Source organism: Cloacibacterium normanense, assembly GCF_003860565.1.
GTDB classification, from domain to species: domain Bacteria; phylum Bacteroidota; class Bacteroidia; order Flavobacteriales; family Weeksellaceae; genus Cloacibacterium; species Cloacibacterium normanense.
The window spans coordinates 1,860,117-1,883,116 of record NZ_CP034157.1; the positions used below are offsets into that span (position 1 = coordinate 1,860,117).

Sequence of the window (23,000 nt, forward strand, 5' to 3'; positions counted from 1 at the left end):
TCGCAGACCTTCGGTCTGTGCTCAGCCACCGAGGTGAGATTTTTTATTGATTGTTTTTTTACTTCTATTGCCTTATTTCAACTTTGCTCAGAATGATAAGGTGAGGCTATTTTTTTAATCTTATTTCTTTAAATAAACGCATCCATTGATGGGATATTATTTCAGGAGTGTATTTAAAACTTTTTTCTATTGAAGATTTTGCAAATGATTTCAGTAGAATCTCATCTTGCATTAATAAGGTTAATTTCTTTGCAAAATCTTCCTCATTACCATTTTCTACTAAAAATCCATTTTCATGATTGTCTATTATAAATGAGGGGCCGAAATCACAATCATAAGATACAACAGCATTTCCATGTGACATTGCTTCAAACATCACTAACGGAAAACCTTCCATAATAGAAGTGAGCGCCAAAATAGAAGAATTATTTAAAATACCATCCACATCATTGGTAAATCCTTTTAAAAAAACTTGGTTTTTCAATTTTTTTTCTTCTATTAAATTTTGCAACATTTGATGATCTTCTCCATCTCCATAAATTTCTAAACTCCAATCTGGAAATTCTTTGGCAATTCTTGAAAAGGAGTTAATTAAGCTTTTAAAGTTTTTAATAAAAGTAAGCCTTCCTATCCCAACAATCTTTTTTTCTTTATTATTTAATTGGGTTTTTCTCTCTTCTTCGCTTACGTGTAAATTGGTGGTTATAGGATTGGGAACAAACCAGACATTCTGAAAATTCTTCCAATTCGTTTCTAAATCTTTTGGCGTAAGAGGAATAACTGCATCATAAAAGAATTTACAAAAAAATCCAAAATCTAAATCGTTTTGAATTTTCGCTTTTATCTTTTCTATAAATGTTTTCGCCAAAATATTTCTATAATGCGTCACAAAATGTAGTTCTCTTATATAAATAGGTTTAGACGTGGTTACAAAACCTTTTCTACATATAAATTTTTCTGATTGGCCAACAGAAATAACCACATCTGGTCGAATACTATTGAGTACTTTCTTTAATTCCTTTTTATGCTTTCTCTTTTTTCTGAATTGTGAAAATTTTGTTTTTATGCCAGGAATCCAATCATCTTCATAGTAATTTACTTCTAAATGTATAAAGTTTACTTTTTCTGAAAGCGTTTCACATTGTACATTTTGCTGATTATCTGTTACTACTACAAATACTTCATTCCCCTCTATTTCAGCTAAAGCATTTGCTTTAACCACCGTAACCCGTTGGATTCCCCCTATTCCTTTAATACTATTTAAACAATAAACAATCTTCATCGTTAACTTCTTAAAAACATGATATAGGTGAATAAATAATAGGCAAAGAAAATTCTGCCTACCATTTTATAATGTTCTTTCCAAAATTTCACTTTAAAAATGGGATATGCAATGACTACTGCCATGAGAAACCAAGACAAATAGGCAAATCTATTCGAGAAATTGGCTCTAATTACTAAAATCCAAAACGCATTGGCAATCATGTAGGTTCCCCAAAGATGCGTGTAAAATTTATCTTGAAACCCTCTCTTGATGATGTAATAATATCCCGCAAAAACTGCAAAACCAGAGTACACCACAAAATCCCAACGAAACCCTGTGGAAGAGAAAGTTGTCCCAGCGTCTACTGAACCCGTCATGTAATTATTTACCCTCTCATCTCCGATTCCCAATGAACCAAAGAAATTTTCCCAGGCACTTCCTCCCACAATAGATAGAGGAATTGCGGCAAGCCAAATGTATAAATAGATTTTAGGATTTTTGTACAAGCCAGAAACGATAAAAGCCCCAATCGGAATCATTAAAGAATTGTGAATCCCATAAGATAACGCCATCAATCCGTACATGAGCCATTTATTCCTGTCATACAAACATAGCGCCCCTATGAAAACTGAAGTTGCCATGCCATTTCTTAATCCATTGGTTCCATAGGTCCAAAAAGAGAAGGAACCAAAAATCATGAGCAAGGGAATGTACCAGTATTCATTAAAATATTTTTTCACAAAAAAATAATTCGGTAGAATATAGATTACTGCGATTAAGAAGAAATATTCTCGTGCATCAATAATCTGTGCACAAAGCTTGGTAAAATACCAAAAAATATAATCTTTCCCAATCTCTACATTGGGGCTTAATTGTAATTTCTGAAATCCATCCGCATAATTAATCATGTCTCCAAAAACGAAAGAGATAGGGCGAGTTCCCATGTATAAGAGTACCGTAATCAGCAAAAAATAACCCAAGAAAGTCATCATTTTTACAGTATCTACATCGTCTATTTTTTTTACATTGGATTGTAGAAAAGAATAGCTTGTAATGATCATTATAAAATGAAAATACAAGGGATTATAATCTGATATGAATATAAAATCAAACACTATTTCAAAATGATTTTAGCGGGATTTCCTACAGCGATGGCATTTTCGGGAACATCTTTGGTCACCACAGCTCCTGCTCCTATTTTCGCATTTTTACCGATGGTAATTCCACCGATTACGATGCAGTTGGCATGAAGTTCTACCCCATCTTCAATGATTGGTCTTTTGCCATTTTTTTCGCCAACGGTTACCAAGTGATTGACATATACCTTTTCGCCAATTTTTTCGGCGTTTAAAATTGTGGCATAAGGATGTGCGAGTTGCAGACCTCCTCCAATTTTGGTATTGACATCGATGATAAAAGTAGATGCTTTAGGATAGAAAATTCTCAATATTTTAGAAAAAAGGCCTTGTGTTCTGTGGTAGAAGAGCGTTCTGAAATATCTATTCAGCCACAACTCTTTTGACAAGTCCCATACTTGATGCCACTTGGAAGCATTAAAATTTTTTCTCGCATATAAATCTTTGGTAATGACTTCTTTTTCCTCAGAAAAAAGAAACAACAAGACATGCGGAATACACAACAATTGTCCGAAAAAATAGAATAAATTTCTCATCAATGATCAAAAATAAGACTTTTCCAAAGATTCATCACTTTTTGGAGTTCATAATTTTTAGCATTTTGTACTGCACCCTCAGATAAACGCTGAATTTTTGTGGAATTTTGGGCTAAAAATTCCAGCATTTGCAGCATTTCTTCTTCGTCATTATGGGGAACTAAAACCCCATCTTCCTGATGATGAATGATATTTCTAGGACCTGTAGGACAATCAAAAGACAGTACAGGAACGCCACAAGCATTCGCTTCTAAAATGACCATCGGGAAACATTCTTGTTCAGAAGTCATCAGAAAAATTTTGGCTTTATTGAGCTCTGTGTAAACCTCATTGGTTTTTCCTTTGAAAATAATGGTATTTTCTAGTTTTCTTTCTTGTACTAATTGTTGAATTTTCTCAAAATATTCTCCTTCGGTTGCGCCATAGATATACAATTGCCAATCTGGATTTTTCTCTGAAAATTTCCCCCAAACATTCATCATTTTCTCTAACTGCTTTACTGGCGCTATGCGCAAAACTGCCACTGCCCTATTTTCTCTATCGGCAATGGTATTGATTTTAAAATCTGGAATTTTTACAGGATTGGGAATGACTACTGTATTTTTGGTTTTATAAAAACTCGCTTCCTCTTGGCTTAATACCACTAAGGCATCATATTTCCCTTCAATGAAATTGAACAGGTTTTCTTTAAAATTATCAGGTTGATTGTATTTGGAATAGTGAAATTCTTTGATGATTTTTGCTTTTGTTTTCATCAAAGGCAAAAGATAAGTCATGGGAATGTGAGACGCTACCAAAATCACGTCTGGTTGTTCTTGCTTTACTAACTTCTGAATTTGGAAGAAGTTTTTTGTCAATTTTCCCAAATTTTTGGGATGAAAAAAGCTGATTCCACGGTGATAGTTGACGGCAAGGTCTCGAAAGGTTACCTTTTGTAAAAGTTTATATACGTATGGTTTGTTCTCTTGTTCTGTACTGATGATTTTTACATCAAAACCAAAAACATCGCTCCAATAGTTGGCTTTTTCTGCCACTAATTTTTCTATTCCTCCGTGCGTATGTAGTTGGTCTATTAAAATAAAAATTTTCATGTGATTCTTTATTATTTCGCTCTATATCATCGGGATTCATCCCGATGCTGATTGATATCGCCACTTCGTGGCTTTACAAAATATTCTGTTTCTTTTCGCTTCATTTCATCGGGATGAATCCCGATGCTGGTTGATATCGCCACTTCGTGGCTTTACAAAATATTCTGTTTCTTTTTACTCCATTTCATCGGGATTCATCCCGATGCTGGTTGACATCGCCACTTCGTGGCTTTACAAAATATTCTGTTTCTTTTCGCTTCATTTCATCGGGATAAATACCGATGCTGATTGATATCGCCACTTCGTGGCTTTTTTGTTCTGGCTTCGACAGGCTCAGCCAACGGGATTTTTTTATTTTTTGAAGATTTTCATTGCCTCTTGTCCTAAAGGATGTGAAAATCTTCAAAAAACATCCCCTTGTACTTCGTTCGCAGACCTTTGGTCTGTGCTCAGCCAACGTGGTTATAATTTTTTTTCTCTTAAAAAATCTTTTCCCCTTCCCTAAAGGGTGAGATTTTTTTTTATTTTTTAATTTTTCTTTCCCCAACCATGGCTTCGACAGGCTCAGCCATCGGAGTGAGATTTTTAAAATATTTATTTTACTCTATGAGCTCAGTTTTTTAAAAAGTTCGCCCCATTGTTTTACTACGTTTTGGGGCAAAAATCGTTGTACATTTTCTCTGGCTTTTTTGCCCATTTGCAGACGAAGGGTTTCATTTTTCATCAGCAATTGTAGTTTTTCGACCAATTCTTTTTCGTTTCCGTTTTCTACTAAAAATCCGTCTTCGTTATTTCTAATGATGTCTGAAGGTCCGTAATTGCAATCAAAACTCACACAAGGAATCCCAAAGCTCATGGCTTCTATGAGCACCATACCAAAACCTTCGTATCTGGAACTCAACACAAAAATACTGGATTCTGCATATTTTTCTTCAATCTTTTTTTCTGGTGGGTGAAAAAATACTTGGTGCCCTATTTTTAAATTTTGAACTTGTTTTTCTAAGCCTAAACTCTCGTCCAACTTTCCATAGATGTGGAGTTGCCAATCTTGAAATTCTTCGCCTAAAAGCGCCCAAGCATTCAATAATCTATCAAAACCTTTCTGGTAGGATTGTTTGCCTACTGCAATTGCTTTTTTGTTTTGAAGAGAAGATTTTTCAGAAGGAAAAAATGGCAATGGATTGGGAATGACTTTTACATTTTTGGATTTCCATTCGTTTTTATTGCCTTGTGTTAAGACGATGAATTGGGTAAAATCTTTGGCCAAAATATCCATCATAAAGAATTTCGCTTTTGTGAAGATTCCTTTTATAAAAGATTGATTTTCTGAAATTTCTATGAGTTTAGAAACGTGTCTCTCATAAATGATGGGGATTTTTGCGCCTAGTATTTTAGGTAAGAAAAACGCCTTTAATCCATCATCACAGACTAAGATTATTTCTGGCTTTACTTTTGCGACCACCTTTTTTATCCCCGAAATGTATTTGGAAATGTATTGCAAAGGATTTCCTGAAACGTCTATATTGTGTTGCACAATTTTATCCGAAAAGGGAAAGAACGAATCTTTTTTTGAAGACTGATTTTCTACAAACTCTGACTTCGAGAGCGTGATGATGTGAATTTGGTACCCGAAATCTTCTGTCAACACTTTTGTTTTCACAGAAAGCACGCGTTCCAGACCTCCTGAACCGTCAATTGCATTGGTGATGTAGAGTAGTTTTTTCAAGTGTGCTTGTTTGGTATACCTTGTACTAAGTACAAAGTAAAATGTATTTTTTAATTATTTACTCGTTTTTTTCTAAAATTTTTTTTTTTTAGCCGTGGCTTCTAAACCGTATTGCTCATTTTTTTGAAACGCAAAGGTTTTATCTCTTTTTTATCCTTTATTAAGCAAGCAAAGAAAGCGAATCAATTCACTTCTAAGCGTGTGTTTACTTTTTTTTTAATTACTCGCTTATTTTTTTACACCCCGTCATTCCGAGTTCTCGGAATGCCACCCCTCTAAAAGAGGGGAACCGTTTTCAATTCATCTTTTTTTCTCTTAAAAAATCTTTTCCCCAACCGTGGCTTCGACAGGCTCAGCCACCGAGGTGGAAAAATTTCTTTCCTTCTCTCTGGCTTCGACAGGCTCAGCCAGCGGGGTGGAATTTTTTATTGATTTTTTTGAAGATTTTCATTGCCTCCAGTCCTAATAGATGTGAAAATCTTCAAAAATAGAGTTTAGTTTTCTATGATGTTTTCTATTTTTTTCAAAATTTTCTGGGCAAAATCCTTATCGAAACTTACGTTTTGTTCGTATTTTTTTCTCAAATTTTTATCTAACATCAGTTTTTCTATTTCTGATGCAATTTCCACAGGATTTAAAGACGTTATTACCCCATCAAAGCCATTTTTGATATGACTAGAAGCGGTGTTGAAATCATTCAGTACGATGCATTTTTTTAGAATTCTCGCTTCTGCAATCGCAATTCCATAACCCTCAAATTTTGACAAATGTAAAAAAACATCTGCTTTCTTGATGTAAGGATAGGGATTGTCTCTCTCTCCTAAAAGTGTGACGTACTTTTCTAGATGATATTTTTTAATTAAATCTTCGATAAGGTTTCTTCTGCTTCCATCACCAATAATCAACCATCTAAAATCGTGATTCTTTTCTTTCAAAATCTTCATTACCTCTACTCCTATTTCATGGACTTTTCCCTCGACAAATCTTCCTACAGAAACTATGGTGAAAGTATTTTCTGGAAAATCTGTGATTCTTTCTTCAGCGTTTACAAAAATTTCTTTCTCAGAAATCATGTTTTCAATAATGATGATTTTATCACTCATTTCAGGAAAATTTCTAATTAGCACTTCTCTATTTTCTTCTGACAATACTGCAATTTTATCTGCTTTCTCAAAATAAGGTTTGTCTATTTCTTTTATCATCCCAAGAGCATTATAATCCGTCATTACGGTAAGGATTTTCTTTTTCGCTTTTACTTTGTCGATGATAAAATAGTTGGGTGTTTTTTCTAAAAAACTAAAGGCTAAATCATAATCCTTTTCTAAGGCAGGTAAATGATTTTTAATGTATTTCCAAGCTTTCTGTTCTGAAATTACATCTTGTTTTTCAGTATTTAATAAATAGGAAAACTTAATTCTATCTTTTATCAAGCTAAAGTTCCCTTTATACAGATTTTCTTTAACCGCCTGATTAAAAGACATATCAAAGTACTTAAAATTCTCAATGGGTGATAATAGGCAAACTTCTTTATGAATTTTATTTAAAAATTTCCCTACATGATAAAAGAGAAATAAATCTACCTCATATTTTTTAAAATCTATTTCATGCAATAAAGAAATCAGTGATTTTTCTGCTCCTCCAACTAATAAACTGTTAATGACAAAAAGTATTTTCTTCTTCATATTCTAAAACAAAGTTCTTAGTACAAAACCTTGTGTAAAAGGTAAAATTTCAAATTTTTGGGAATATACGCCAATGGTTTTGGTATCTCCCTGAGAAAAATCTACGGCTCCATTTCTTTGGGTAACCGATTGTAAATATTGTAGCGATTTCTGAGCGAAATCTGCTCTATTCATTTCTTTTAAAAACCAAGCAAAAACAGCCGTTGCAGAGGAATCTCTTCTCGCATCTGTATCTAAGAAATTCCAAGAGAAACTGCCATCTTTTTTTTGAAATTTCACTAAGGTTTCTGCTAATTTTTGTAATATTTCTTGTAAATCTTCTTTTTCGGAATGTAGTTCTGGCAGTATTTTATAGGTTTCTAAAGCACCGATTAAAAACCAAGCGCAACCGCGTCCCCAACCGAAAATCCCCACAGGGTTTTTAGAATGAATTTCATACGCATGAGCTGGAATTTTATTTTCTAGCATTCCGTATTTTTCAAAGGCTTTGATTTGCGTAATGGCCAGATTGATGGCTTCTTCGTTTTGAAAATCTCTACCGTATTTGGCTAAAAATGGAGCTGTAAAACCAATGGTGTCTACATATCTGTAATTGGGAGTGGACGCTCTGTACATCACCGTTCCGTCTTCTCCTAGTTTAGATTTGATTAATTGATAAACCGTATCTAATGCTGGTTTTATATTTCTATCTAGGAAAGGAATTTCTGAAAGGGCAAAAGCCAACCAAGCAGCATCTACTTCTTGGGGTTCTGAAATCCAATTTCCTTTTTGGTCTATTTTGAAATCCACAAATTTTAAGATTTCCGCTTTCAGATGAGATTCGGGAGAAGTTTTGTAAGCTTGAATTAACCCCAAAAGCAAAGAGGATTCTTGCCAAGATTGTAGGGTTTTATTAGTGTGCTGATTTGTCAGAAGGTCTATTAGCAAGAGTCTATTTACGTCTTTTATTTTGGTTTTGGGCATTTTATTGAGCCAAGTCACCGATTTCTGTAAGACTTTTTCTTTCCATGCCTTTTCATTGGTAAATCTTCCTATTTTAATACGGCTTTGCCAAGTCCAAAAATCAGGAAGAAAGTCTACTGATAGTACCAACAGCAGAAATAGCGTCATCAAAAATAAAACTGTCATCATTTTACAAAACCAAATTTTTCTATTTTATCGAGCATTTCTTGTTTTCTTTCGGGTGTAATTCTTCCCAATTCATAGTCCTCCGAAAAATGAGGCGTATTTTGAAATTTTTCTTTTACCCTTGCTTCATATTCTTCCACGCTACAAATATATTGTGCGGGATTTCCTGCAATCACCGAATTTTCCGGAAAAGATTTGGTTACCACACTTGCTGCGCCTACAATAGAATTTTCGCCAATTTCTACCCCTGGTAAAATCATTACTCTGGCTCCAATGAAACAGTTCTTCCCTATTTTTATTTTGCCTACTCTTACATAACCGGTGCTTCTTTTGGTGCTGGTGTCATGCGCTAAAAGGTACACTTGAGGTGCAAAAATTACCTCATCTCCAATTTCGATGAGCCAACAATGACCATGGTCTATGGTACAATTGTCTAAACCATAGACATTTTTGCCCACTTTCATGCCTTCCTTTAAGTTGGCTTGAACAGATAGCTGTTCGTTTGACACTCCAGCAATGATTTGTTTTATTTTGTAAATAATTTTCCTAATCATAAAACCTTATCTTTCAATTTTGAATATGTATAATACGCTCTTGGATAGAACATTAAGTAAATTATTTTGTCTATCAAAGATAGTTGATTAAAATAACTTTCGCCTGATAAAAGTGAATTAATCGCCAGGTGAATGTAGTTCCACAAAAAATGATGCGGATATTTAGCAAAAGGATAGGTTCTGTTTTTCACTAAATGAAAAAAAGAAAACGCTAAGCCTTTTACATAGTCTTTTTTGTAGGTGTTTCGGGTGATGCCATCTTCTGTATATTCTTTGTATTGTAATAAGTCATTAACTGCAAGAACATTGTATTTTTTTGACATTTCGTGCCAAACTGTTGCTTCAAAAACAAAATGAATTCCCTGTTTTTCGGGAAATGGATAATTGCGCAATACTTCTGTTTTAAAAAAAACAGCTTTATCTCCTAGCACTTTATGTTTCAAATAGATATCTGTAAAAGAAACTTCCCAATTATTTTGAGGAAATTCAGTGCCTATTAGCTCTTCATTTTTAAATGCTGATAAGCCAAGAATTCCAGCTATATTCTGTTTTTCTTTTATGATAACCCAATATTTACTGATGGTTTCAAGCGCTTTACTGGTAAGCCAATCATCTGAATCTACAATTCCTACAATGGGCGAAGTCACCCTATTTATTCCAAAATTAATAGCCGTGTGTTTTCCTCCGTTTTCTTTATAAAAGTATTCAATTTTAATTTTATTCTCTTTTCTATAATTTTCTATTAGTTCTTTTGTAGAATCAGTACTTCCATCATCTACGATAAGCCAAGTAAAATCTTTGGTATTTTGTTCTAATAAACTTAAATATAAACGATGAAGGTATTGACCTCTATTATAAGTAGGCGTAAGAATCGTAATAGACATATTTATAATATTTTGCAAATAATTTGCGAATGACATGTTTCTTCCTTTAAGATGAGCGAACCAGGATTTTCACCATAATCTGCGATATATTTATTATATTCTAAATTAAGATGTCCGATGTCTACAATCCTGAAACCCTTCTGAGCAATATCATTTGCTAAAATGGTGGCAGTAGGACCTAATGAAGCCAAAATAATATCATATTCACCAGCACGAGATAAGGTATCTGTGAATAAATCAAAATATTTATCCCAAGCATTCTCTGATTTAGTAACTACTCTATCTATGCTTTTAGCATTAGAAAAAAGAGAATTATTCACTCCCAATTTACTATTTTCTCCTTCTACGATTAAAACCTTTTTGTCTTTCCATAGAAGCATGATATTTTCAAACCATAATTTGCTTTTAGTTTTATCTAAATAATCTATATAACATCTCGTTAAACTAGCATTAAGGTATTGCTTATAAATCCCACAATATTTAATCCAGTGAAATCTCCCTGTATCCATATTCATATTCCAAAATTTCTTCACGACTGGCTTATATTCTTTTACAGTATTGATTGCTAATGGAATCCCAATCTTAAGGTTAGTTTTATCATTATAATTTAAAAGGATTTGCTTTAACCTTTTGGCCAAATCTGGATGATACTCTTGAAAATGAATATTTCCACCCATCATTATATTAAGTTCACCATCACCATATCTTGCTAATGAAAATTCATGATGAATTAGCAAATCAATCGACTCACTGGTTTCTAAAATTTTAAGCTTAATCAATTTCTTTAAAATCCTGTTAAAACTATATACCAATTTTGTTTTTAGTTTTATTTTATCCGGAGAAGTAATCTTTTCATTAAGAATGGAGTTTAATTTCTCAATTTCGTCTTCATTTCCTAATTTTTCTTGAGAAAGGTTATTGATGATTTCATTTTTGAAATCTTGGTCTCGGTAGAGTTTTTCTATTTTTTCGGCTACAGACAGGGCATTCATTTCGGCAATCAGACCTGTTTTTCCGTCTGTTATCTGTTCTGAAGCCGTAGAAAAATCAGTAATGACTATTGGCTTTTTTAAAATCTTTGCTTCTTCTAGCGCAATAGATTTCCCTTCGAAAACAGAAGTCATTAAAAATAAATCTGCAGCTTTTACCAAAGGATAAGGATTGCTCTGCACTCCCAAAAATACTACCTTCTCCCCAATGTTTTTTTCTTGAACCATTTTCTGAAGTTCTGGTCTTTTATTGCCTTCTCCCACCAAATAAAGTCTCGCATTGATGTTTTTTTTCAGCAACAGTTCTAGTGCTTCTATGGCTATATGCAAGGCTTTTTCTTTGACCAATCTCCCTACAAAAATGATATTGAAAGCCTCATCATTTTTGAGGATTGCTTCTTGTGGTTGATTGGCCAATTCATTGATAATTTTCGCTGAATTGATGTTTTCTATGCAGTGAAATTTCTCTTTTATTTCAGAGAAATAAGTTTGTAATTTATCTACTAAATTTTCGGAAACCGTAATGATTTTGTCTAATTTTTTCAGGTATTTTTCTTCAAAAGCAAAGTCTAGATCCAAGGCTTTCAAATCGGTATGAATCCAACCTATTTTTTGGGAAGCCGAAACACGGTCTGTAATAAAGTAATTCGAAGATTTTTCTAAATAACCTATGGCAAGATCATAATTCCCTTGAATTCTTGGAAAGAAATTTTTCAAGTATTTCCAAGTGATTTGTTCTGAAACCGAAGCATTTCTTGCTCTGGTGTTAGCTAATACAAAAAGCAATCTGTATAAAGCCAAATCTAATCTTCCTTTTTTAGAAAAGGTAAAAACCGATTTTAGGAAAGGTAAAGAAAAGGTAGCGAAATCTTCTGAAATGGGCAGTAGTTTTACTTGTTTAGGCAATAAAGGAAGGAATTCGCCAGATTTCACAAAGAGAAAGACCTCTGCGTCATACTTTTCGAAATCTAAAGCATTGAGCAAATTAACGAAGCTTTTTTCTGCTCCGCCTAAGGCTAAACTTGGGATTACAAAAAGTAGTTTTTTCTTCATGGAATTTTTGATAAAAGGATTTCTAAAAAGTAATTGAGTTTTGCCCCATTACAACAAACTGCTGTTTGAATAAATGCACATAACAAGACCCATACTATTATTTTAAATTTTTGATTTTTGGTAATTTCTGTTTTATTTTCTTCTTTCGTCATTAAATATATAGCTCCTATTGTACTTAATATCATATGAATATTCAGCCACCTACCCCAATCTGTTGCAAGATAAAAAAGTGGTAATGAAAAAAGTAAATTTATAGTAAAATTTTTAAGTATAATTCTGTAATTAGGGCCATAAATTCTTACGAAATAAAAGATACTTCCATAAGCAATCATTAATGGTATAACGTATTTTAAATATCCTGTAAAATAAATTTTGTAATGCTGAAGCGTATTATAATTTTCATGATGATTAAAAATACCATTGGTAAGGTTATTAATTCCTTTTATTTTTAAGAACTCTAATGAATGACCCGAATTAATATTCCCTCCGAACATATAAAAAAGAAATACTGGAATAAAAACAGCACTTACATAAATAAAAGTAGAAAATACATTAACTTTCTTAGCCTTATTCGCTATCCTATCAAATAGAATAAAATAACCAATATAAAAAAAAGTTAACTCGTGAATAAACGACACCAACAGTAAAAGCATCCCAAAAATTAAAGTTCTCCATTTATAGTGTAACTTATCATAATATACCGTATACAAAAGAAATATATTAAATAGTATAATTTCTTTTCTACCAATACTCGCCGTAGAAACGGCATTAAAAAACAGAGAGGTTGTATTAAATAAAAGCAGTATAATTCCAAAAATATTTACTTTTATTTTTGAGATTTGGGTATATAAAAACAATAAAAAATTTAACCAAAGAAAAGTAGCAATAAAAAAAACTTGTTTAGGAATATTTAAATTTAGCGTATCGTATAAAAAGACAAATAACGTCCCTAATAAACCTCTTCTTTTAAACCCACCATCTTGATAATTAATCAACCAATCTCCTAATACCCAACCATCTTCTTTCGTTATTAAATTGTAGTATAAATAAAATAGAATGATAGAAAATATGACCGTTAAAGAAATGTATATATATTTTTTCATTTAATTTGTTATTACAACTCTTCAATAATTTCAATATTTTATTTTACACCCCGTCATTCCGATTTCTCGGAATGCCACCCCTCTAAAAGAGGGGAACCTTTTAAAATTTTGTTCCCCAACTCTGGCTTCGACAGGCTCAGCCACCGAGGTGGAAAAATTTTAATGGTTTAGGAAATAAAATGAGATCCCTTTAGGGCTGGGGTAATCTCATTTTATTTCTTTTTTTTAATTCCTCTTTCCCCTTTAAAATATCTTTTTTCCAGACCCTGGCTTCGTGAACTTCGTTCGCAGACCTTCGGTCTGTGCTCAGCCAGCGAGGTGGAAAAATTTTCTTTCCCCAACCCTAAAGGGTGGAAAAATTTTAATGGTTTAGGAAATAAAATGAGATCCCTTTAGGGCTGGGGTAATCTCATTTTATTTCTTTTTTTTAATTCCTCTTTCCCTTTTAAAATACCTTTTTTCCCGACCGTGGCTTCGACAGGCTCAGCCACCGAGGAGAAAATTTTTCTTTCCACAACCCTAAAGGGTGGAAAAATTTTAATGGTTTAGGAAATAAAATGAGCTCCCTTTAGGGCTGGGGTAATCTCATTTTATTTCTTTTTTTTAATTCCTCTTTCCCCTTTAAAATACCTTTTTTCCCGACCGTGGCTTCGACAGGCTCAGCCAACGAGGTGAGATTTTTTATTTTTGAAATTTTTATATTATTTCTGCTAAATAAGATTTGGCTTTTTGTGCCATTTCTTTGATGTGGGGAATTTTATTTCTTAGAATTTCTTTCAGCATAAGTTCTTCCTGCTTCATTTCTTCAAATTTAGCAATTAATTTTGCTGCATCTGAAATTTCTTCTATGCCCAACACTAATTTTTCTTCTCCAAAAATATCTTTGGCAATGCCTTTTGATTTTACAGAATAGCCCAATACCATCGTTGGCACTCCTGTAGAATAGGCTGCAATGGTGGCATGAGTTCTGGCGCCTATAAAGAATCTCATTCGAGCAATGTAGCCTTTGTATTCTGTAGCATTGAGGTTATTGGGTAAAAGAAAAACTCTTTTGGTTTCTTTGTATTTTTCTAAAAATTCTTTTAGGGTTTCCTCATCATTGCTGATTGCTATGGTCACGTGTGGAACCAAAGCGATATTAAAATCTGTGGTTGCTAAAATCTCTTCTATCAAACGAAAAGCTGCTTCTTTAGACTGTGGGTTTCTACCAAAAATCAATGGTGAAAAATTAAAACCGAGTGTTTTATTCTCTTTGAATCCTTCAGGCAATGGCAGTTCTGTTTTGTCCATTAAGAACGCACCATCTGCTACTAACTTCACGTTTTTGCACCCTGCATTTTTCAATACTTTTTCGGTGAGGGTTTCTCTTGCCAAGAGCAAATCAAAGCGTTGTAAATCTTGTATTTTGGCAGGCGTTAAATCTTCTTCACCAATGGAAGCTCCCCATAAAATGAGTTTTTTGCCTGCTTTTTTGATGAGTCGATTGATTTCGTAAAATCCGGGTAATTCGCCATAGCAATAATTGTCTCCTCCTACCGAAATAAAGACTTCATAATTTTTAATTTTGGAAATGATGTCTTTTTGGGTGTATTGATGATGGTATTTTTCGTCTTGGAAGAATTTCACAAAAAATGCTGACTTCAAGCCTGCCCAAGAAAATTTCTTTGGCGGTTTTTGTTCGTGTCTAAAAACCTGATGAATGTTTTCGAGATGGGCATCCGTTTCTGGTTCGTAAGAAGCCAAATCTATTACCGCATCGGGAAATTGGGTTTTAATTTCTGCGACACCAGTTCTCACTATCGCTTCGCAACCTCTGTTTAAACTGCCTCCGTGAAGGAAAAGGAGTATTTTCATGAATTTCTGTAATAACTGTATAAAGTGTAAAGATACAATTTCAAAATATTTTTTGACTGAATGGCTTTAAAAATTGCTAAATCATAACGCCCTAAATCCTTTTGTAAAGTATTATCAGAAAAGACTTTTTTCACCACTTCATGATTTACGATTTCCCTGATTTTAGAAAACCTTTGGAATAGGGAAAGTTGATTTTTAGGATTCCAATAAATATAAATCAAGGCCATGATGCTTCTGAAAAAGCGTTTGGTTTTCAGTTCATGGATGGTGTTTTCAGAAAGCGCATTGCCAAAATATTTTTGATAATCATACTGATAGATGGCCAAATTGCTTTGCCAATAATCATTTCTCACTACATTTCGCGTGGCACTTCCTTGTACCTCTCTGTAAAAATATGTTTTGAAAGGAGTTTCCGCAATTTTCTGAGCCGGAGAAAAAACTTGATGATTGAATTGGGCATCTTCAGCAATTCTCACCCCCATTGGAAATTTGGCATTCGTTTTTTTGATTAATTCTGCTCGATAGAGTTTATTGCACACCGAATTATAAACATCTGTTTCTATGAATTTTGGAAATATCTTTTGTTCTATCTCTTTTCTATCAAAGCTTTTTATACATGAAGGCGATTGCTTTTCCCTTGATTTTTCGGTTAAAAATTGTGAAATGACGATGTCAATCTCTTCATTTTTTGCAATTTCTATATACTGTTTTAGCGTTTCAGGATGGAGCCAGTCATCTGCATCTACAAAGGTGATGTACTCGCCTTGCGCATTTTCTAATCCAAGATTTCTAGCCGCAGAAACCCCTTTGTTTTCTTGAACGATGATATGCAACCGTGGTTCTTTCGCTTGGTATTTTTTAAGGATTTCTAAAGAACGGTCGGTAGAACCATCATTGATTGCCCAAATCTCAAAATCCGTAAAGGTCTGTTGACTGATGCTCAGCAAACATTCTTCCAGATATTTTTCTGCATTGTAGACCGGGATGATGATGGAGATTTTTGGCATAGAGCAAAATTAAGTATTTTATCTTTAGTAAGAATGTGAGATGTGGGATGTGGGATGTGGGATGTTGAAATTCGTGCGGATATTTTTTAACGCAAAGGCGCGATATTATTTTTTTTAAATTCTTATGTTTTTAAGGCGCAAAGATTTTTAACTTCGTTAAAAATGATGGGGTGATTTAAAAAATTTTTCTTTTCCTTTAAAAATCTTTTTCCCCAACCCTGGATTCGACAGGCTCAGCCAACGCGGTAGAGAGATTTTTTTAATGTTTTTTTAACGCAAAGGCGCAATATTATTTTTTTAATTCTCATGTTTTTAAGGCGCAAGGATTTTTAACTTCGTTAAAAATGATGGGGTGATTTAAAAAATTTTTCTTTTCCTTTAAAAAATCTTTTTCCCCAACCCTGGCTTCGACAGGCTCAGCCACCGAGGTGGAGAGATTTTCTTTCCCCGACTCGGGCTTCGACGGGCTCAGCCAACGAGCTAGAGAGATTTTTTTAATGTTTTTTTAACGCAAAGGCGCAATGTATTTTTTTTAAAATTCTTATGTTTTTAAGGCGCAAAGATTTTTAACTTCGTTAAAAATAATGTGTGATATTTATTGAGTATCCTTATTTAATCATAACTCAAAATCAACAGTCATTTTGTCATTCCGTAGGAATCTAAGCTACCATATTTATTACGGTTTTAGCTTTTGTAGGAGTTGGTAGACTTTTGTTTTGAAGATGAGTTTTTATAAATGTTTTATTTATTTCTCGCAGATTTTCGCGGATTGTTTGCGCGGATTTTTTTTAACGCAAAGGCGCAATGTATTTTTTTTAAAATTCTTATGTTTTTAAAACGCAAAGATTTTTAACTTCCTTAAAAATGATAGAGTGATTTAAAATTTTTCTTTTCCCCTCCCTTCCTTCGTGAACTTCGTTCGCAGACCTTGGGTCTGTGCTCAGGATGACATGGGAGGAAAAATTTTTAATGATTGTTTTTGAAGATTTTCATTGCCTCGAGTCCTAAAGGATGTGAAAATCTTCAAAATTGATGGTTTATTTTAAAGCAATGGTGCCATATTGTTTTTTAATGGTGGATGCAGTTGTTTAATATTAGGGTTTTAGCTTTTGTAGGAGTTGGTAGACTTTTGTTTTGAAGATGAGTTTTTTTTGATGTCTTGCCATTTTAGAGAATGAGGTATCGAAATAGGGATATTTTTCGGCGATGGTATTTGCTAAATGCCAATATCCTTTTTCTGAGAGCAGTTTTTTGAGCTCTTTGTATTTGGGTTGATAAAGGTTTGGCAAAATATGCAGTTCTACGATTCTGGTTACAAACACCAAAATTACCTTATCAAAATACTGTTGAGCTTCTTTATTTTCTGGGGAGAAGTGTTGATTTTTATATTCGTCTAAAATGGTAATGGCATTGATAAATCCCTGATATCCTTCTTCGGTAATGGCTTTCTTGGAAAGAGAATTGGGACGGACTAAATATTTATAATATGGTATTCCCTCAAAAGAAACTCGCTGTGCTTTGCTCTGCACTTTGGCATTAAAAACTGTATCTTCCCCTACTAAAACCTCTTCTGGAAAACGAATCTCTCCCACCAATTCTCTTTTATAAAAAGTAGCAGGAAGAGTTCTGCGCTCTTGAAGCAAACCTGTATTTATTTTACTCTCGTTTTCTATTTTTGATTTTTCTAAAAGATTATCCTTTTCATCGTAAAAATGAATCATAGGATAAAGAATTTCAATCCTTTCTTCTTCTAATTTGGTAATAATTTTATTTAATGTATTGGGATATATTAGATCATCTGAATCTAGAAAAGTAATGTATTTGCCTTTAGCATTTTCTAAACCTCTATTTCTAGCATGAGCAGGGCCTTTATTTTCTGTAGAAACAACCTTTACATTGGTGTTTTCTTCTTGAAATTTATTTAAAATAGACAATGAGGCATCCGTAGAACCATCATTGATGCAGAGTATTTCATAGTCTTGTGGAGAAAGGTTTTGATTAAAAACACTTTCTAAACATTTTTGCAAATATTGTTCTGCGTTGTAAACCGGTATGATGATGGAGAGTTTCATTTTAAACAAATACATCTTTTAGCTGCTCAATTATTATTAAATCATTCGAAATAGATTGAACTTTATTTTTGAAATTTATTCTTTGGGTAATCTTATTATCAATCAGCTTATTTAAATTTTGAAGATCATCATTTTCTCTAATTTTTATATGTCCCAAAATATCTAACCAATTACTAATATTTCCACTTTCGAAACCAACAATTAACTTATTAAACTGAGAACATAAAGTAATATTACCCGAATTTAGGATGTCAATTCTTGGTAATAAAATTAGGTTAGAAATTGTTAAATAATCCGATAATTTCTCATTTGAAAGATAACCTTCATTAATGAAAATTTTATAAATATATTTTAAATATATTTTATTTAATAAATACCAAATATTAAAATAATTAAATCTAGAGTTTATAAAATAATTCCCTCTGAGAAAAAAAAGTTTTTTATTTTTAATATTAATCTTTTTATAAACCTTAACTGCAAAATCATACTCATCTTTTTTTCTAATAGAACCTGGCACCATTATTAAAAAATCTTTTTTTCTTATTTTCATTTTTTTTCTTATCTCACTAAAAGATTTATCTAAATCAAAACTATTATATAGAGGATGATAAACTAACTTATGTGAAATAGTTGGGTATTTTTCTTTATACTTTTCTAATGAAAAATTACCCAAATGAACCAATGTGTTGGATTCAGAATAACAAATATTAAATAGCTCTTGTAAATTTTTATTATTTGAAAAATGTGATTTTTCATCATGAACAAAAGTTATAATTTTTGTCTCATTCTTTTTATGGTAATTTAAAGTATTCTTTATTTTTTTCAAATCTAGAGATGTAATCTCTACTTTCCATCTAAAAAGATAATCTGGCCAATTGATAATTATGAAGTCATACTTTCTTGTAGGTTCCCAAAATTCTTCTAAAGAAGAATACACAAAAGCATCATTGAGCTTTTGGGTTAATTCTATTAACCTAAAAATATAATCATTATTTTTATGATCCGTATTATATGCAAACAATATGTTCATCATTAAACTTCAAATTTTATTTGACTATTATAAACAGAATCAAAAAATTCATTAAAATCATTTTTAGATTGATCACCCATTTCACTTACATATTTACCTTTGATTTGTATTCTATCAAACGTATTAGATTTCATCCATTCGTATTCAACATCAACATGCCCCAAATCTAAAGCCCAAAATCCTTTATTTGCCAAATCATGAGCCAAAACCGTTGCAGTGGGACCGAGAGCTATAATAATTAATTTATTCTTACCATAAAGCATAGATAATTCTAATATTTTTTCATAATGATCAAAAGCATTTACTACTGGACATAGTATTCTCTCTATGGATACTGCATTTTCAAACAAGTCATTACCAACACCTAATCTTGAATATTTACCTTCAATTATTAAAATTTCTTTATTATCCCAGATTTGTTTTAATTTTTGGGAAATTTTAAATGATAATTTTTTATTGGTCTGCCCAATGTAAAAGCGGGTAACGCCCGCATTACCATAAACGTAATCTTTTCTTAAGAGATTGTTAAGTCTTTCAGAATATTTATTTAGAAATTGCTTCCAAAAAAACCTTGAAGAAATTTTCTCATTTTCTAAAGAAACAAATGTAATAGGTATAGATATTAATAAATTTTTATTTGGTGAATTCAAAACTTCTATTAATCTTTTCGATAACAACAAGTTATAACTCTGAAAGCTTGGATTTCCGTCATTAAAAATAATTTTAAATTCTCCATCACCAAATCTTGAAATTGATTTCTTTTCATTAATAATTTTTTCTAAAGTTTCGTGAGAATTTAAAATTTTTATGTTATTTAATTTTCTGAGTTTACGTGTGCGAAAACTCCAATACAAATATTCAAACTTTTCATTATAAAATATAAATCTTTTGAATGATATTACAATTTGAGAAATAGCCATTCTTATTCCTATTTTTTCTAGGACTAAAAAAATTAACTTTATTTCTAAAATAAAATTAAAAGATTTTGATCTATATAATTGGTCATTATATTGTTTAGCAAAACGTTTTATTTGATTTGAAGATAAATATTTATTATGTTTTAATAAGTCTCTTACTACTCTGATGTCTTCAATTAATTTTTCTTTACTTAAACTTAAATTTCCTGTTATATTAATATTTGAAATCCTTACAAAAACTAATTCTTTCAAACTAAAAATTGGGCTGTTATCTGAAAATTCTATAACAGCATAATCATCAGATCCCCAACCAAAATTAAAATCTTTAAATCTATAAGTAAGATATTTTTCTTTTCTGAAAATATACTCAGACAATGAACTTCTTGTAATGCCATCCAATTTTCTGCAATAACTCTCTATGGCGTTTTCTAATTGAGGATGGTGATATTCTTGTGAAATAGGTTCGTCTTTTTCATTGATTAAAACCGAAGAAAACCTCACTACATGAGCAGTTTTTTCTATTTCTGGAAGATTTTTATAAAACGTTTCTACTACATTCTCCCCTAAAACATCATCATCTCCCAAAATCATAAACCATTCTTCCTCTTGCATCATGCCTATGCAACGCTCCCATTGTTTGACCAATGAAATGCTTCCCAAATTATCATCAAATTTTTTATAAGTGAAGTTAAATTTTCCCTGATATTTTTCTAAAAGATCGTTTGGAGCATTAGGACTTGCATCATCCCCAATATATACATTAAATCTCTGGTCGGTTTGCTGTGCAAGAGATTCTAAGGTTTTTTCAAAAAAATTAATTTTGAAATATGGAATGATGATGGCGAGCATTCTCTAGAAAAAATTAGTTGTTTTTATTTTATTCAAAAATAGGGATTTTATTTAAGTCACTATTGAAAGTCTTCATAAAATAGAGCGAAAATTTCAAAATCTGTGCCGCAACCCTAAAGGGTGGATTTTGAAATCTATTTGCCTACATTAATGGTGAGGTTTTGTTTCGCTTCGCTTTTATAGAGTATCCTAAAATAAAAACAACTCCTTAAGCATAAGCTTTCAGAGTTGTTTTACACACACAAAAAATTTACTGATTAGAAAGCAATGTTCCCTAGATAAACAGAATTGCTGGAGGTTTTAGAAACCGTGTCATACAAGAATGCATAGACTTCTACATTATACCCTAAGAAATTCTGTGGTAGCGTAACACTGGCGGTAAGTCCATCTCTGTTTGCTATGCTTTCGAAGACATAAAAGGTATTCACCTCCTCGATATAGCACACTACATTTACGGTGTCTTCTGCTTTGGCATTACCGAAAACGGTATTGTCTTCCCAATTCAGTGTGATTACCGTTTCGGAATGTGTAGTGGTAAGATTCTGAAACCCAAAAAGTGTTCCTTTGGCTACCAAAACTCTAGGATAGAGAATTTGAGTTCCTTGTTCTGTAATCTCTACCGCATTGGTAATGTGGTAAGAAGTGGCCATATTGTACTTGCTTTTCACTCCTGTGTCATTTCCAAAGTAAGTACTTAGGGTGCTTCTTAACGGATTAAGGAATTCACTCACTGCTTTAAATTTTAATCTCTGAATTCTTTGTGATTCAGTTGGCGCTTTCGCCGCTGTTTTAGGTAAAGCTCTCATAATGCTTTCACCTCTCCATGTGGAACCGATTACCGTTCCTACTTTGCCTTGGAATCCTCCGAGGATTCCTGTCTTGATTTTTCCCACTGTTATTTATTTTTAGGGGTTATACAAAAAATTTAAGTCACTTGTATTAGCTCTGCAGCGCTATTACGAGCACAAATATAAATCGTAAAATATTGTAAATCAAACACTTGTCTTCTTTTGTCGGGTATTGTCTAGGTATAGCAAGTATTGTCTTGAAGTGGCGTTTTGGCTGGAGTGAGGAGATTAATTTTGTGGGAAGAATTTCTAAGAATCGAAAAACAGACAGGGTAGAAATTGGGATTTTCTACCCCTCAAAATAGGGTTTTGTTCGAATCACGTTCGAATCACGTTCGAGTCTACTTCGGAAAACGGGTACTTTTTCCGAACAAAACTGCACTTTGACTGCACTTTGATTCAAGGGAAACTTACTCCAAACATTAATTAATTTGATAATAATATGAACTAAAAAAGTTTACATTTTTTTAATTTTAAGTAACTCAAAATATTAATGTTATATACTTTTTTTTAGTAAAAAAGTTTACAATTTTATTTTAAAACAACTAAAAAAAATATTTTTTTTAAAAATTTATTCGCTAATTTTGAAATACACTTTTGGTCTATCCCTCTGATTTACAAAGTAAAAAAATGGGGTAAACAAAAGCTAATAACTATATAATTTTATTATTTTTTAATTTATGATGTACCAAATCAGCGGACAGGAATTAGAAAAAGCCTTAGAGCTAGTTTCAAAAGTAATGAACCCTTTAAAAAAAGCAGAATCTGTTCTAGACAGACCATCTGATGAAGATTTATTGTTTTATGACAATGTCTCAATGATGGAAAAGCTAATGGTCTCTGAAAGAACCTTGCAACGCCGAAGAAAAAACGGCGAAATAAGATTTATTCGCTTTGGGGGTAAGATTTACTATCCTAAAAATTTTATGGTCTTGCCTGCACACGAACCCGAAGTTCCAGAAGACGAAAAAGACAATATCATCCCGCTTAATGAATTTATAAAAAGATATAACACGCCAAGACCGAGAAGCAGAATAATAGATGTAGACCGACTGGCCAAAAGACTGACCTATTTTCCGAGAGGTGAAAATAGTCCTAAAGAATTAAAAAAATACATCCAACACCTCAAGGTCAAACGAAAGCTGCACCACGCCACCCTACAACTTTGGCCTAAGAAAATAAAACTGGTTGGCTTGCCCAATATAAAAAGCAATAGCATTCCCCTGAAATTTTAAATAAAAAGCTCCCGAGTGTATGCTCGGGAGTTTTAATATATA

Annotated in this window: 18 protein-coding genes; 1 reads left to right on the plus strand and 17 read right to left on the minus strand. The window is 32.5% G+C overall.

Annotated features, from left to right (window positions below):
* Positions 1-106: 106 nt before the first annotated feature.
* The 17 genes from EB819_RS08505 to EB819_RS08585 all read right to left on the minus strand — a co-directional run bounded on the left by EB819_RS08505 (position 107) and on the right by EB819_RS08585 (position 21,768).
* Positions 107-1,282, minus strand: a complete 1,176-nt coding sequence (locus EB819_RS08505) for a glycosyltransferase (RefSeq protein WP_069798115.1) — start codon at positions 1,280-1,282, stop codon at positions 107-109.
* Between the two features lie 2 nt (positions 1,283-1,284).
* Positions 1,285-2,325, minus strand: a complete 1,041-nt coding sequence (locus EB819_RS08510; RefSeq protein ID WP_069798113.1) for an EpsG family protein — start codon at positions 2,323-2,325, stop codon at positions 1,285-1,287.
* Positions 2,326-2,378: 53 nt separating this feature from the next.
* A complete protein-coding gene (locus EB819_RS12970) occupies positions 2,379-2,936 on the minus strand; it encodes a serine acetyltransferase (RefSeq protein ID WP_069798111.1) in 558 nt (185 codons plus the stop codon).
* Positions 2,936-4,027 carry a glycosyltransferase gene (locus EB819_RS08520; RefSeq protein ID WP_069798109.1) on the minus strand — a complete coding sequence of 364 codons (1,092 nt, stop codon included), beginning with the start codon at positions 4,025-4,027 and terminating at the stop codon, positions 2,936-2,938. Before EB819_RS08520 ends, EB819_RS12970 begins: the two co-directional genes overlap by 1 nt.
* Positions 4,028-4,631: 604 nt before the next feature.
* The gene (locus EB819_RS08525) at positions 4,632-5,753 is read right to left on the minus strand and encodes a glycosyltransferase family 4 protein (RefSeq protein WP_069798105.1); all 1,122 of its coding nucleotides are present in this window, start codon (positions 5,751-5,753) and stop codon (positions 4,632-4,634) included.
* A 494-nt stretch (positions 5,754-6,247) separates the two neighbouring features.
* On the minus strand, positions 6,248-7,435 hold the full coding sequence (locus EB819_RS08530) for a glycosyltransferase (RefSeq protein ID WP_069798103.1): 1,188 nt from the start codon (positions 7,433-7,435) through the stop codon (positions 6,248-6,250).
* A gap of 3 nt (positions 7,436-7,438) precedes the next feature.
* Positions 7,439-8,566: a glycoside hydrolase family 88 protein gene (locus tag EB819_RS08535; RefSeq protein WP_069798101.1), complete on the minus strand. Its 1,128-nt coding sequence runs from the start codon at positions 8,564-8,566 to the stop codon at positions 7,439-7,441.
* Positions 8,563-9,117 (minus strand): acyltransferase, encoded by a 555-nt coding sequence (locus EB819_RS08540; RefSeq protein WP_069798100.1) that lies wholly within the window; start codon positions 9,115-9,117, stop codon positions 8,563-8,565. The genes EB819_RS08535 and EB819_RS08540 overlap by 4 nt, the downstream gene beginning before the upstream one ends.
* Positions 9,114-10,001, minus strand: a complete 888-nt coding sequence (locus tag EB819_RS08545) for a glycosyltransferase family 2 protein (RefSeq protein WP_069798098.1) — start codon at positions 9,999-10,001, stop codon at positions 9,114-9,116. The genes EB819_RS08540 and EB819_RS08545 overlap by 4 nt, the downstream gene beginning before the upstream one ends.
* 2 nt (positions 10,002-10,003) lie before the next feature.
* Positions 10,004-12,043: a GT-D fold domain-containing glycosyltransferase gene (locus EB819_RS08550; RefSeq protein WP_069798096.1), complete on the minus strand. Its 2,040-nt coding sequence runs from the start codon at positions 12,041-12,043 to the stop codon at positions 10,004-10,006.
* Complete coding sequence (locus tag EB819_RS08555) at positions 12,040-13,146, minus strand: hypothetical protein (protein ID WP_069798094.1); 1,107 nt, start codon at positions 13,144-13,146, stop codon at positions 12,040-12,042. The genes EB819_RS08550 and EB819_RS08555 overlap by 4 nt, the downstream gene beginning before the upstream one ends.
* A 696-nt stretch (positions 13,147-13,842) precedes the next feature.
* Positions 13,843-15,000 carry a polysaccharide pyruvyl transferase family protein gene (locus tag EB819_RS08560; RefSeq protein ID WP_069797543.1) on the minus strand — a complete coding sequence of 386 codons (1,158 nt, stop codon included), beginning with the start codon at positions 14,998-15,000 and terminating at the stop codon, positions 13,843-13,845.
* Positions 14,997-16,007, minus strand: coding sequence for a glycosyltransferase family 2 protein (locus tag EB819_RS08565; RefSeq protein ID WP_069797545.1), 1,011 nt, complete (start codon positions 16,005-16,007; stop codon positions 14,997-14,999). The genes EB819_RS08560 and EB819_RS08565 overlap by 4 nt, the downstream gene beginning before the upstream one ends.
* A gap of 1,094 nt (positions 16,008-17,101) precedes the next feature.
* The gene (locus tag EB819_RS08570) at positions 17,102-18,079 is read right to left on the minus strand and encodes a glycosyltransferase family 2 protein (RefSeq protein WP_158005948.1); all 978 of its coding nucleotides are present in this window, start codon (positions 18,077-18,079) and stop codon (positions 17,102-17,104) included.
* Position 18,080: 1 nt separating this feature from the next.
* The gene (locus EB819_RS08575) at positions 18,081-19,112 is read right to left on the minus strand and encodes a hypothetical protein (RefSeq protein WP_069797548.1); all 1,032 of its coding nucleotides are present in this window, start codon (positions 19,110-19,112) and stop codon (positions 18,081-18,083) included.
* Complete coding sequence (locus EB819_RS08580; RefSeq protein WP_069797549.1) at positions 19,112-20,875, minus strand: GT-D fold domain-containing glycosyltransferase; 1,764 nt, start codon at positions 20,873-20,875, stop codon at positions 19,112-19,114. The genes EB819_RS08575 and EB819_RS08580 overlap by 1 nt, the downstream gene beginning before the upstream one ends.
* A gap of 257 nt (positions 20,876-21,132) precedes the next feature.
* Positions 21,133-21,768 (minus strand): DUF6266 family protein, encoded by a 636-nt coding sequence (locus EB819_RS08585; protein WP_069797551.1) that lies wholly within the window; start codon positions 21,766-21,768, stop codon positions 21,133-21,135.
* A 635-nt stretch (positions 21,769-22,403) separates the two neighbouring features.
* Between EB819_RS08585 and EB819_RS08590 the strand changes: the two genes are divergently transcribed.
* Positions 22,404-22,958 carry a helix-turn-helix domain-containing protein gene (locus EB819_RS08590; RefSeq protein ID WP_069797553.1) on the plus strand — a complete coding sequence of 185 codons (555 nt, stop codon included), beginning with the start codon at positions 22,404-22,406 and terminating at the stop codon, positions 22,956-22,958.
* The last annotated feature ends 42 nt before the right edge of the window (positions 22,959-23,000 follow it).